This window comes from Acinetobacter sp. SwsAc2 (assembly GCF_013391465.1).
Classification (GTDB): domain Bacteria; phylum Pseudomonadota; class Gammaproteobacteria; order Pseudomonadales; family Moraxellaceae; genus Acinetobacter; species Acinetobacter johnsonii.
This window is the reverse complement of sequence record NZ_JACBEZ010000015.1, coordinates 62,782-73,354: the sequence shown is the minus strand read 5'-3', so window position 1 is coordinate 73,354 and position 10,573 is coordinate 62,782. Positions and strand designations below refer to the sequence as shown.

16 protein-coding genes and 1 pseudogene are annotated in these 10,573 nt (G+C 39.7%); 16 read left to right on the top strand and 1 reads right to left on the bottom strand.

Annotated features, from left to right (window positions below):
* Positions 1–121: 121 nt before the first annotated feature.
* From HYI04_RS08710 to HYI04_RS08685, 6 genes and pseudogenes are all read left to right on the top strand, one after another.
* Positions 122–427, top strand: a pseudogene (locus HYI04_RS08710) (hypothetical protein); the annotation flags it as partial.
* A gap of 72 nt (positions 428–499) precedes the next feature.
* Entirely contained in the window at positions 500–730 is a 231-nt protein-coding gene (locus tag HYI04_RS08705; RefSeq protein ID WP_010327422.1) for an antitoxin, read from the top strand.
* Complete coding sequence (locus HYI04_RS08700; protein WP_010327421.1) at positions 730–1,149, top strand: type II toxin-antitoxin system VapC family toxin; 420 nt, start codon at positions 730–732, stop codon at positions 1,147–1,149. Before HYI04_RS08705 ends, HYI04_RS08700 begins: the two co-directional genes overlap by 1 nt.
* 130 nt (positions 1,150–1,279) lie before the next feature.
* Positions 1,280–1,423, top strand: a complete 144-nt coding sequence (locus HYI04_RS08695) for a zinc ribbon-containing protein (protein ID WP_004695201.1) — start codon at positions 1,280–1,282, stop codon at positions 1,421–1,423.
* A gap of 118 nt (positions 1,424–1,541) precedes the next feature.
* Positions 1,542–2,117 (top strand): DUF4126 domain-containing protein, encoded by a 576-nt coding sequence (locus HYI04_RS08690; protein ID WP_010327420.1) that lies wholly within the window; start codon positions 1,542–1,544, stop codon positions 2,115–2,117.
* 231 nt (positions 2,118–2,348) lie between these two features.
* Positions 2,349–2,555 carry a hypothetical protein gene (locus tag HYI04_RS08685; RefSeq protein WP_004695205.1) on the top strand — a complete coding sequence of 69 codons (207 nt, stop codon included), beginning with the start codon at positions 2,349–2,351 and terminating at the stop codon, positions 2,553–2,555.
* An 81-nt stretch (positions 2,556–2,636) separates the two neighbouring features.
* On the opposite strand, the gene HYI04_RS08680 is transcribed toward HYI04_RS08685, so the two are convergent.
* Positions 2,637–2,990 carry a hypothetical protein gene (locus tag HYI04_RS08680; protein WP_010327419.1) on the bottom strand — a complete coding sequence of 118 codons (354 nt, stop codon included), beginning with the start codon at positions 2,988–2,990 and terminating at the stop codon, positions 2,637–2,639.
* A gap of 212 nt (positions 2,991–3,202) precedes the next feature.
* Between HYI04_RS08680 and HYI04_RS08675 the strand changes: the two genes are divergently transcribed.
* The 10 genes from HYI04_RS08675 to HYI04_RS08630 all read left to right on the top strand — a co-directional run bounded on the left by HYI04_RS08675 (position 3,203) and on the right by HYI04_RS08630 (position 10,390).
* On the top strand, positions 3,203–3,901 hold the full coding sequence (locus tag HYI04_RS08675; RefSeq protein ID WP_010327418.1) for a hypothetical protein: 699 nt from the start codon (positions 3,203–3,205) through the stop codon (positions 3,899–3,901).
* 106 nt (positions 3,902–4,007) lie between these two features.
* Positions 4,008–4,280, top strand: coding sequence for a hypothetical protein (locus tag HYI04_RS08670; protein ID WP_010327417.1), 273 nt, complete (start codon positions 4,008–4,010; stop codon positions 4,278–4,280).
* A gap of 589 nt (positions 4,281–4,869) precedes the next feature.
* Entirely contained in the window at positions 4,870–5,265 is a 396-nt protein-coding gene (locus tag HYI04_RS08665; protein WP_010327416.1) for a VOC family protein, read from the top strand.
* Positions 5,266–5,902: 637 nt separating this feature from the next.
* Positions 5,903–6,568, top strand: a complete 666-nt coding sequence (locus tag HYI04_RS08660; RefSeq protein WP_029575102.1) for an RluA family pseudouridine synthase — start codon at positions 5,903–5,905, stop codon at positions 6,566–6,568.
* Positions 6,569–6,845: 277 nt separating this feature from the next.
* Positions 6,846–7,802 carry a DUF5660 family protein gene (locus HYI04_RS08655; RefSeq protein ID WP_010327414.1) on the top strand — a complete coding sequence of 319 codons (957 nt, stop codon included), beginning with the start codon at positions 6,846–6,848 and terminating at the stop codon, positions 7,800–7,802.
* Positions 7,803–7,952: 150 nt separating this feature from the next.
* Positions 7,953–8,339 (top strand): ribonuclease E inhibitor RraB, encoded by a 387-nt coding sequence (locus HYI04_RS08650; RefSeq protein ID WP_004695219.1) that lies wholly within the window; start codon positions 7,953–7,955, stop codon positions 8,337–8,339.
* A gap of 169 nt (positions 8,340–8,508) precedes the next feature.
* Complete coding sequence (locus HYI04_RS08645; protein ID WP_010327413.1) at positions 8,509–8,955, top strand: SRPBCC family protein; 447 nt, start codon at positions 8,509–8,511, stop codon at positions 8,953–8,955.
* Positions 8,956–9,014: 59 nt separating this feature from the next.
* The gene (locus HYI04_RS08640) at positions 9,015–9,365 is read left to right on the top strand and encodes a DUF488 domain-containing protein (protein WP_029575101.1); all 351 of its coding nucleotides are present in this window, start codon (positions 9,015–9,017) and stop codon (positions 9,363–9,365) included.
* Positions 9,366–9,544: 179 nt separating this feature from the next.
* Positions 9,545–9,883: a zinc ribbon domain-containing protein YjdM gene (locus HYI04_RS08635; protein WP_004695225.1), complete on the top strand. Its 339-nt coding sequence runs from the start codon at positions 9,545–9,547 to the stop codon at positions 9,881–9,883.
* Between the two features lie 141 nt (positions 9,884–10,024).
* Positions 10,025–10,390: a 5-carboxymethyl-2-hydroxymuconate Delta-isomerase gene (locus tag HYI04_RS08630; RefSeq protein ID WP_010327411.1), complete on the top strand. Its 366-nt coding sequence runs from the start codon at positions 10,025–10,027 to the stop codon at positions 10,388–10,390.
* Positions 10,391–10,573 lie beyond the last annotated feature (183 nt).

Here is a 10,573-nt window from a genome sequence, read left to right as displayed (position 1 = left end):
TTGACTCAAGCATTAATGCAGTACGATCTTCAAAGTTAAGATGATGGTATGACAATTTTATATACTCCATAAACCCTTTAAATTAATTAGGTGGTTTATGTCGCACTTCAAGTTTTACTCTGCCCAGGTAAAGAAAGGAAAACTAGATTCTTCAGGTGTTTCCAAAGCTAGCAACCACAATATTGCTGAAATTTATAACCAAACAACGATGATGTTGGGGCATGAAATTTTCGATCCTGAAACAAATAAAAGAGTATTGGTAGATCATGCTTATATCATTGCAGGCGGTGAAATCACAAAAGCAGCAAGAAACTGGTTAGGTAATAAATTAGATGCAAATCGCAGAAGCCAAATTATTTTCATGGATAGAGATGATATTTTGAATTTATTTACTGTGAATGTTATTGAAGTACCTCAAATTCATTAAATTTAATTCGCTTGAAAAACACTCAATAAATACCTATCATAAGGTATATATCAAAACTGATGGAGTAGCCTTATGACTACCGCAAAAGTTTTTATGACTGGTCGAAGCCAAGCTGTTCGCTTACCCAAAGAATTTCGCTTTGAAGGTACAGAAGTCGAAATTTTCCGTCGTGGCGATGACGTGATTCTGCGTGAAAAGCCAGTCACCGTAGATCGGTTATTTAAAGTATTAGCGCAAATGCCGAATGACTTTTATGCAGAAGAAAGAGTGGATGAACCACCACAGGAACGAGAAGAGTTCTAATGCAGACACAATATTTATTGGATACGAATATTTGTATCTACATCATCAAACATCAACCTGAAATTGTCCGTCAGCATTTTGAAAAACATCTCCCACATCGAAATATTTTAATTTCAGTCATTACTTTGGGGGAGTTGCGTTTTGGTGCAGAGAAAAGTCAGCAAAAAGAAAAAGCCCTTAAAGTGATAGATGAATTAACCTCAATGATTCAAGTGGTTGAGTTAGATGAATATGTCGCTGATCACTATGCGCAAATACGCCAAGACCTTTCATCTAAAGGGCAGATTATTGGTGCGAATGATTTGTGGCTTGCCGCGCATGCACGTGCGAATAATTGGGTGATGGTGACCAATAATGAAAAAGAATTTTTGCGTGTCGATGGATTGCAGATCGAAAATTGGGTGACTAACACCTTGTAAGGCGTTTAGATTTTCTAGGGAAATTATTTCTTGCCCAAATGCCATCATCATTTGTCGAAATGATCAATAGACATTCATCATAAAAGGCATATACTAGTAAGACCATTTTCTAAACATATGGAGAACAAAAATGGTTACTGCTGGCGAAAAACCTGGAACAGGCTTCTATTTTTGTGTTCAATGCGGACACCGCGTCTACTTAGAAATTGGTACAGATCGTTTACCCCCGTGTACCAAATGCCAAGGCAATCAATTTAACAATAAGAATGCCTAAGCCCAAGATTTAACAGTTACCCACTGTTTAAAAGAAAAGCCCTATCACCCGATAGGGCTTTTTGCTAAGTTATAAAAAAGATAAAAGTATCCCAACTTAAGCCACATAGGAAAAGCACATGGAAACCATATTAGGACTTTGTATCGGCATTGGCTTAAGTGCGGCCTGTGGCTTTCGTGTTTTTGTCCCACTCTTGGTCATGAGCCTTGCATCTATTATGGGTTGGTTCGAGCCCATGCAAGGTTTTGAATGGTTAAGCATGCCATCGGTATGCATTGCCTTAGCTATTGCAACTGTCTGTGAAATCGCAGCTTATTACATACCATGGGTAGACAACGCTTTAGACACCATTGCAACGCCAGCCGCGATGGTCGCAGGAACACTCACCACTATGGCGGTCAGCAGCGGGGAAATGTCGCAGTTTGCCAGTTGGGCCGCAGCAATTATTGTCGGTGGGGGAACAGCAGGCGCCGTGCAAATGAGTACCGTTGCTGTCCGAGGGGTTTCAACCGCGACGACGGGCGGGGTCGCCAACCCACTGGTGTCTACAGTGGAATGGGTCGGAGCCGTTTTACTGTCCGTGCTGTCACTACTGGTTCCAGTCTTGGTGGTGATTGTGGGCATTATTTTGGCGATTTGGGCCGTACGTTGGTTTAAACGTAAAAAACAACAAAGTATCAGCACACCTTTATAGTTTCAGCAGTTTTCTTATGGTGTTGCTGGGCCTCTAAATTTAAAGATAGCATGGCTAATTTTTCGGTTATATGGACATCAATTCTTTTAACTTGATATGACTTAGAGGTCAGTTTCACTTTTAAAATAATGATTGATTTTTATACGGCATCCGTTTAATTTTATAAATACATACTTTTTGTATGGTTTTGTTTGTGGTTGAACTTTATAAAAATTATTCGGGGAGCTGTAAATGATAAAATTTATTGTAAATGAACAGCCTAGTGAAAAAGGCATCCATCATATTCATAATGCGTCCTTAGGCTGTGCAGACTTACCCAGCTCGGAGGATCAAATTCTAATTGGTTATTTTGCCAATTATGAGCTGGCTTATAAACGGGCAAGAATGAACTGGCCCAGAGAAAAAGTCGAAGGTTGTGACAAGTGTTGTTTCAAATAGCCAAAAGCAAAAAAGCTCTGCAAATTATGCAGAGCTTTCCATTGTTAGATATGGATGTTCAACTTTTTAAGCATTACAACATTAATGAATTTCAATTCGGGTCGTGACCTTAATTTTTCGACACTCTCGGTCAGCTTCGACTAAAGCACGAATTTTAAAGTCAGAAAATCGCACTACTCGGTTTTGCATAGCAAATTGTTCAGGTGTTTTAATTTCTAAGCACTGAAAAGGACGCAGATTTTTTAGGATGTGCTTTTGTTTATCCGTCATGTTCTGTGTCGATAAATATACATAGCCTTTGGTGGTTTTTAATAACACTTCATTTGGCTGTGCTTCAGTTGAGCTGGTGACTTTAACGATATGTGTTTTTAACACTTTGCATGCACTGAGGGAAAGCGCAAGGCACAGCATCAGCAGGGCAGTTTTAGTTTTCATGATGAAACGTATTTGAATGGTCTTCCGTCACTTTAGCCGAAAGTTTTCAGCGGCAGCAATCAAAATATGACACTGATACGGTCATCTGTTTTAATTGTAGAGCATCCTATAAATAGGCTTCTGATAAATGCTAATCTGTAGTACAGATGCCAAAAATGAGGCATTCATTAGCGTGCTCGCTTAACTACTTTATTTTAAAAATTAAGAAAACTATGAAAAAACAGTTCATTCAAACTTCTCTAATGTTCGCTGCAATGTTGGGTATATCCACCAATCTCTGTGCTGAAAACTTAAGCGCTGAGAACATTCAGCGGCAAAAAGCGACCAACCAATACCAAGCTTACCTTCCCGCAAAATATACGGTGTATGAGGTTGTGCAAGGGGACTTAAACAAAGATGGTTTAAAAGATGTGGTTTTAATCGTCAAAGGTACAGATCCGAAACAATGGGTCACCGATGAATACCGTGGAAAACTAGACCGCAACCGCCGTGGTGTGATTGTGCTGTTGAATACCAAAGGGCACTACCAAAAAGTCGTTCAGAACCTGTCACTGTTTTCTTCAGAAAATGAAGATGGCGGTGTGTACTTTGCGCCTGAGTTGGTGCCCTCTATCGAAAAAGGCGTGTTAAAACTACATTATGCCCATGGCCGTTATGGATATTGGGCCTATCAGTTCCGTTTAGAGGGGCGTGATATGCGTCTGATTGGCTATGACAGCTCCGATAATTTCGGCCCTTATGTGAACAGCGAAACCAGTGTCAATTTTCTCACCGCTAAGAAGCTGGTCAGAGAAAATCTCAATAAAGACCCGGATAGTGACCCTAAATTTAAAGAAACATGGAGCAAAGTGAATTTTGCTCCACTGTATTTGAGCAAAATTCAAGACATCGATGATCTGAGTCTTGAATAGTATTGGCTTAGTTTTTGCTAACTTATATCTCAAAATGCACTTTTATAAGTGACGTGAGTCTGAGGCATCAGTCACATGACTGCTTGATCATGTATAGGGGAAAGAGATGGAAAATAAAGAACTGGCCTTGAGTGTTGAAGAGAAACCTAAGCTGAGTACGGCTGCTCATTTGATGGCAGGTTGGCCTTTGTTTTTAGTGATGATTGGTGGTGCAATCGGTGGAGCCTTAGCTGTGGTTGCGTATGTAATTAACCGAAAAATCTATCTGTCTCAGCTCAGCAATATGCAAAAGGTGCTTGCCAATTTACTCTGTGGTATGTCTGCGATCAGTTTGTGGTGGTTTATTGCAACATGGTTGCAAGGCTATATGGCGACTTAAACGTTCTGGAATGATGGTGTAAAAAATGATACAAGTTCATTTTTATGCGATGAAATAGATGATTTAAGTGTCATGATGAATATCTTTATCAAATTTAGTTTTATTTATGGAAATATTTTTCATCATCGCTTGAAATTAGCCAATCTTCGAAAATTCATCCCGTACCAATTTGCTTAATATAACGTTTAAGGGCACAGGAATCGAAAAGAGTAGTTTGCGACTCGTTATCTATCAGATCAGCGTCGTACTTACCCACAAGGTCTCGATTCAGCTTAGGACGCTATAGATTATCCATTTATAGGCAAAAGTTTAGAACTTACCCAGTTTTAATCGTTGAAGTTATCTCCTGATCCCTAGAAACTACATGATAAAAACAACACGATAAAAGACAGGTCCATTCAAATATTTTCTTCCATTTTAAACTTCTATATTGCCCCGAATTTATCCAAATATTTGCTTTAACTGTGCCAAAACAAATTGGCGCTTTGGTTTGCGAAAACGGCTTTAAAAAAATTGCGATTTGATAACATTGGAACGCTTAGAGTTCTGCTATAACCATTAAAAGTCTGATAAAAAATATGGAACAACAATGAAAATATATGTCACCAGCATCATGGTCGATAGCCAAGAAAAAGCCTGTCAGTTTTATACAGAAAAACTCGGTTTTAAAGTCAAACATGATGTACCTGTGGGGGATTATCGTTGGCTGACTTTGGTTTCCCCCGAAAGTCCTGAAGGTGTTGAACTGCTACTGGAGCCTGATGCACATCCTGCGGCACAGCCGTTTAAAGCTGCAATTAAAGCAGACCTGATTCCCTATACTTCTTTTCAAGTGGATGACCTAGATGCGGAATATGAGCGACTCAAAAACTTAGGGGTACGCTTTACCAGTGAACCGATGCGGGCAGGAAAAGTTAAAGTTGCAGTCTTTGATGATACCTGCGGGAATCTCATTCAGCTGATGCAGGTCTGTGCAGGAAGTTGAATTTCTCATCTGTGATGCAGCAAAGAAATAAAATCCTGAGAAAAGTGCTTTTATGTGAGAAAAAAATCATAAATACTCTGCATTTGGGAAAATATTTTTTAGATAACCTGAAAGCCAAGATTTTTTTCCAAAAATAGCCGAAAAGACTTTATCTTCGGGAAACAATCCCGCCCTTGGATTGTTAAATTATATCTCAAGGGTGTGACGGGATCGAAAAGAGTAGCATGCTACCAGTGGCGCAAAACGCGTGAGTAGTACTTACCCAAAAGGTCTTGATTCGGCTTAGGACGCTATAAATCAAAAGTTTATAGGCTATAAGATCATCACTTACAAAGTTATGATAGTTGAAGTAAACAACATGTTTTCCCAGACACCCTAAAAAATTTGAACTCGAATAAAAGATAAATCAAAAAAATAAATTTTAATATTTCCCGCGAAAATCGAAAAATCCTGCTGTTGTAGTTTCACTTACATCATTTTATTTTAAGCTTTCAATCCAATCAGCCCTGCTAAAAAGCTGGCTTATATGGAGTGATGGACGCCTAGGATTAAGGCTGTTTTCCATATTTCTTGAATGATTGACAGCAGAAACACGGCTTGCTATTTTTCGCGCTCGCTTTTTTATGCTGTTATTCCTATGGCTCTAAATGACAACTTTATTTATGCACCACCCCAAGAAGACTTGGTGATCGTTTATGAAGACGATGATTTGGTGGTAATTGAAAAGCCTGCGGGCTTGTTGTCTGTACCAGGGCGTTTACCAGAACACCAAGACAGTGCCTATTTACGGGTTTTAGCCCAGTATCCACATGCCAAAATTACCCATCGTTTAGATATGGCGACCTCGGGGATTTTAATGTTTGCCAAGCACCGCGATGCCGAAGTTGCCGTCAGCAAAATGTTCCAAGCCCGCACGGTGGATAAACACTATATTGCTTTAGTTCAAGGCCAGTTGGATGCTGAAGGCAGTGTTGAAGTACCACTGATTACTGACTGGGAAAATCGACCACGGCAGATCGTGCACTTTGAGTTGGGCAAACCTGCAAAAACACTTTATCAAGCACTTAGCTATGATACTGAGACCGATATTACGCGAGTTTTACTGACCCCAATTACGGGGCGTTCGCATCAGCTCCGTGTACATATGCAATATATTGGGCATCCAATTACAGGGGATAAGTTGTATCACCCTGAGCCGACACGAAGTCCATTAAAACGTATGGCTTTACATGCCAGTTTTCTCGCCTTTCAGCAGCCTTTAAGTGGAAAAGCGGTTGCGATTCATGGAAGTGTGCCATTTTAACTGTGTCACACTTTACCTATATTTTGAGAAATACTTAAAATTTGGGATATCGGGCAGTTTAAAAAACCGTTAGCGTAAGTTGTGTAAGTGCAGTTTTATCCAGTGTGCTTATCTTTGTGGAAATTAACATTTGAGTTTGACTTTTTGGCCATAGTCACGATTGATTGAAATTGAATGAAAATATGTTTGTCTGTTCCAAGGCTTACTGTTCGAATTTCATGTGTTCTTACAGCGGAGTCTTTAAAAGAAAAATGACGTTCCCGTAGGGAGATAGACCATGCTTTATGTATTCGCTGTCATTCTTGTCCTGCTGTGTGCGGTTATATGCGGGCAAATAATACACAGCCTTGCCCAAAAAAAGAAGATTGAATCCTTAGAAAGTAATTTAGAGCGCAGTCGAAACAGTTTAGAAGTTTATGAACAGCAGCAAAGTGAATTACAACACCGGCTGACCAGTTTAAGAATTGAGCTTGGAACACTCAGACAACGCAATGAAACTTTGAGTCCTTACCAAGAAATTATTGATGTCGAACACTATGTCATTGAACGACACAACCAAGTTGAATTGTTTGCTGAAACAGTCAAATTTGATGCTGAACAAATGCTTAAACAATGTCGGCAGCGCATCGAAAAAGTACATCACTTTTTAACGGAATATGAGCGTAAAGCCAAAGAAATGAGCATGCTGCGCGCCAGAGAAAAACTGGGTGCTTTTTTTCACATGGCTGAAGAACGACAACATCTGGCTGAAATATCAAAGGCCTTACATCATAAAATTGAAACCTACAGCCAGAGTTATCAACTGCCTTCGGAGCAGTTATTAGATGAACTCATCGAAGGCTATGGGAAAACAGATGCGGCCGGTCATTTACAAAAAGTCCGGCAACAAGTGATTCGTGCGGTTGAGCAAAACGACGTTGTGACCTGCGCCTTTATGGATGAACATCGACGACTATCGATGATGGTGTTGGTTTCACAGTTATTTAATACGAAAGCAGACTTTTATTTACAACGTGTGAGCAAAGACAATCTTGGCCTTTTGATTCAAGCTTTGCAGGATGACTTTACCCTCATTAATCACTATGGTGTGGCTTTCGGTCATACTCAGATACAAGAGAGTTATCTGGCTTTACGCTTAGAAGAACTTAAATTTGCGGCTCTATTAGAAAGCCTAAAAAGCAGTGATTTACAGTTTCAAGCGGACATTTTAGTTGAGCATCGGGTTTTACAATAATCTGGCAAAGTCTGCGTGAAATAAAGTCCAAACAACCTTCGAAAAATCAGATGTAACTGCTATAAAAATGAGCAAAATATGCTATGTTGAAGTCACTATTTTGTCACTTGCCAACGATATATTGGCTAAAAAGATAACAAGGACATACGCATGACACGTGATTATGAATTATATCCAGATGATGATAACGGAAATGTACTTTGGCAAATGGCTGAGGATGGCGACGACCTATCTGAACCGCATGAAATAGAATATTCGATTGCCTTTCAAGAGCAGTCACAAGCAGAAAAGTGTGCGTTGTATTTATTACAAGAAGAGCAAAAAATCACTTTGTTTGTCGATGAAGAAAGTGATGTATCTGAGTGGATTATTACCATCTATGTGTACATGGAACCTGAGTATTCAGACATTGTCGACTTAGAACAATGGTTTACTAAAATTGCAGAACAGTTTGGTGGTGAATATGATGGCTGGGGCTGTATGGCCTATGTCTATGACGACGAAGATGATGAGGACTATGAGCAAGGTCAAGCCTAAAAAATGGTCAAATTTAAAGCATGTTGAAAAACATGCTTTTTTTGTTGGTGGGTAGAAAAAGACAGCTGGCCACGTTTGGCTATTTAAAAAAGATGCACAAAAAAAATACAGTATGTGGGGTTGAGCGTTCTAAACTAAATCTGAATATTTGAAAAGAACGAGAAAAATCATGTCAAATAGCGTCCAATTACACCGCGTATTTAGTGCGCCCGTCGAGCGCGTCTATCGTGCTTTTACCACTGCAGATGCTTTAGTCAAGTGGATGGCACCACATGGCTTTACCGCACATGTCGATCAGTTCGATCTGCGTGAAGGTGGTCAATATCGTATGTTCTTTACCAACTTCAGTACAGGCATGCAGCATTCATTTCATGGCACTTATCATGAAATCGTTGAAAACAGTTTATTACGCTATACCGATGAGTTCGATGTACCTGAACTTGCAGGTAAAATTGAAGTGCGTGTTGAATTTAAAGAAGTATCTGTCGGTACAGAGGTTCATATTACGCAGTCTGGTTTGCCCGATGTGATTCCTGTCGATGGCTGTTATCTAGGTTGGCAAGAGTCGTTGCAACTCTTGGCTTTTTTAGTGAATCCAGACATTCCTGATGAATAGTGCTTCGTCATCGTTGAACAATAAAACAAGTTGCACCATAGATTTAAAAGGAGTTTTGCATGCCAATACGCATGAAGCGAATTTATGCGCCTGTCGAGGCAGAGGATGGCAAACGGATTTTAGTTGATCGGTTGTGGCCTCGAGGGGTCTCAAAACTTGAGGCCAAAATAGATGAATGGCCAAAAATTCTCACACCATCCAATGAACTACGGAAATGGTATCACCAAGACATGGTGGCACACTGGGATGAGTTTAAAGTCCGTTATATGAAAGAACTGGAAGCACATCCCGCCGAGTTGAATGATTTGCGCCAACTGGCAGTGCGTGAGCAGATCACGTTACTCACCGCAGCCAAAGAAGAACAGCATAACCATGTGGTGATTTTGAAGCAGTGTTTGGAACAAAAGTAAGTGTTGAGCTGATGCTATTACAGGGAAAATTTATACTTTCCTAGGCTTTATTTTATTCATCCCGTGACAAGGCTAAAGCCTTAAAATAAATAGGTGATTCGCATCGTTTTTGTCTGAAAAATGCTATATTGGCGTTTTGAGCAATGTGAATTGCTTATTTTTTTATTTTTGAGGTTTTTATGTCTTTACCCAACTGCCCAAAATGCCAGTCCGAATATACCTATGAAGATGGTGACTTGCTGATCTGCCCTGAATGTTCAAACGAATGGAAAGAGGGAGAAGCAACTGAAGAAGTGGTAGCAATTAAAGATGCCAACGGCAACTTACTTGCTGACGGTGACACGGTAACGGTGATTAAAGATTTAAAAATTAAAGGTTCGTCATCGGTGGTGAAAGTCGGAACCAAAGTGAAAAATATTCGTTTACTGCCAGATGCCGCAGATGGTCATGACATTGACTGTAAAATTGACGGTGTCGGTGCGATGAAACTGAAATCTGAGTATGTGAAAAAAGCCTAATCCGCTGAGTTTGCAGTTCGAGATTAAAACGGAGTCAATTGGACTCCGTTTTTTGTTTTTTCAGCCATTTTGAAAAGACATTAAGCGTTGAAACACCCGCACAGCATGCTATAAAGATAAAAACTTGTTGAAGAATACGCTATGCCACATATCCACCTTGAATATTCAGACAATATCGACACCCTTGAAGTTAAGCCGATGTTATTGGCGTTAAACCAAGCTTTGCTGGATGGTCAGTTTGTACAATCGGGTAATGACATCAAAAGTCGTGCCATTCGACAGTCCGATTTTGTGATTGGGGTGGATGGTGATGCACAGGCTTATTTGCATGCCAAAGTGTCTTTATTAAGCGGACGAGATGAAGCCACCAAGTGTGCCATTTCGAGCCAATTGCTTAAAACCTTGCAGCAAAACTTTACCGCTCCTCAGGATTTAACGGTACAAATTTGTGTAGAAATTATTGAAATGCCAAAAAGTAGTTATAGCAAATTGGTATTAAAAGCATAGAATTAGGAAGAGTACCAAGCCGTATTGGGCCGATATCGAGTGTCATTTAAACGGTTTGAGGCTGTCATGCGTTATTCATATAGCGCTGTTATTTTAAAAAAATAAAAATTGGGCTGGTAGTAAATGCACTTTTTTTTATAAAAGAAGTCATTTATATTTTATGAAATTGGATGATTTTTTATT

What these genes read in the sequence shown, in the direction of transcription:
- HYI04_RS08705 (WP_010327422.1), top strand. Translation starts at nt 500, where the DNA reads ATGACTACCGCAAAAGTTTTTATGACTGGTCGAAGCCAAGCTGTTCGC.
- HYI04_RS08700 (WP_010327421.1), top strand. Translation starts at nt 730, where the DNA reads ATGCAGACACAATATTTATTGGATACGAATATTTGTATCTACATCATC.
- HYI04_RS08695 (WP_004695201.1), top strand. Translation starts at nt 1,280, where the DNA reads ATGGTTACTGCTGGCGAAAAACCTGGAACAGGCTTCTATTTTTGTGTT.
- HYI04_RS08690 (WP_010327420.1), top strand. Translation starts at nt 1,542, where the DNA reads ATGGAAACCATATTAGGACTTTGTATCGGCATTGGCTTAAGTGCGGCC.
- HYI04_RS08685 (WP_004695205.1), top strand. Translation starts at nt 2,349, where the DNA reads ATGATAAAATTTATTGTAAATGAACAGCCTAGTGAAAAAGGCATCCAT.
- HYI04_RS08680 (WP_010327419.1), bottom strand. Translation starts at nt 2,990, where the DNA reads ATGAAAACTAAAACTGCCCTGCTGATGCTGTGCCTTGCGCTTTCCCTC.
- HYI04_RS08675 (WP_010327418.1), top strand. Translation starts at nt 3,203, where the DNA reads ATGAAAAAACAGTTCATTCAAACTTCTCTAATGTTCGCTGCAATGTTG.
- HYI04_RS08670 (WP_010327417.1), top strand. Translation starts at nt 4,008, where the DNA reads ATGGAAAATAAAGAACTGGCCTTGAGTGTTGAAGAGAAACCTAAGCTG.
- HYI04_RS08665 (WP_010327416.1), top strand. Translation starts at nt 4,870, where the DNA reads ATGAAAATATATGTCACCAGCATCATGGTCGATAGCCAAGAAAAAGCC.
- HYI04_RS08660 (WP_029575102.1), top strand. Translation starts at nt 5,903, where the DNA reads ATGGCTCTAAATGACAACTTTATTTATGCACCACCCCAAGAAGACTTG.
- HYI04_RS08655 (WP_010327414.1), top strand. Translation starts at nt 6,846, where the DNA reads ATGCTTTATGTATTCGCTGTCATTCTTGTCCTGCTGTGTGCGGTTATA.
- HYI04_RS08650 (WP_004695219.1), top strand. Translation starts at nt 7,953, where the DNA reads ATGACACGTGATTATGAATTATATCCAGATGATGATAACGGAAATGTA.
- HYI04_RS08645 (WP_010327413.1), top strand. Translation starts at nt 8,509, where the DNA reads ATGTCAAATAGCGTCCAATTACACCGCGTATTTAGTGCGCCCGTCGAG.
- HYI04_RS08640 (WP_029575101.1), top strand. Translation starts at nt 9,015, where the DNA reads ATGCCAATACGCATGAAGCGAATTTATGCGCCTGTCGAGGCAGAGGAT.
- HYI04_RS08635 (WP_004695225.1), top strand. Translation starts at nt 9,545, where the DNA reads ATGTCTTTACCCAACTGCCCAAAATGCCAGTCCGAATATACCTATGAA.
- HYI04_RS08630 (WP_010327411.1), top strand. Translation starts at nt 10,025, where the DNA reads ATGCCACATATCCACCTTGAATATTCAGACAATATCGACACCCTTGAA.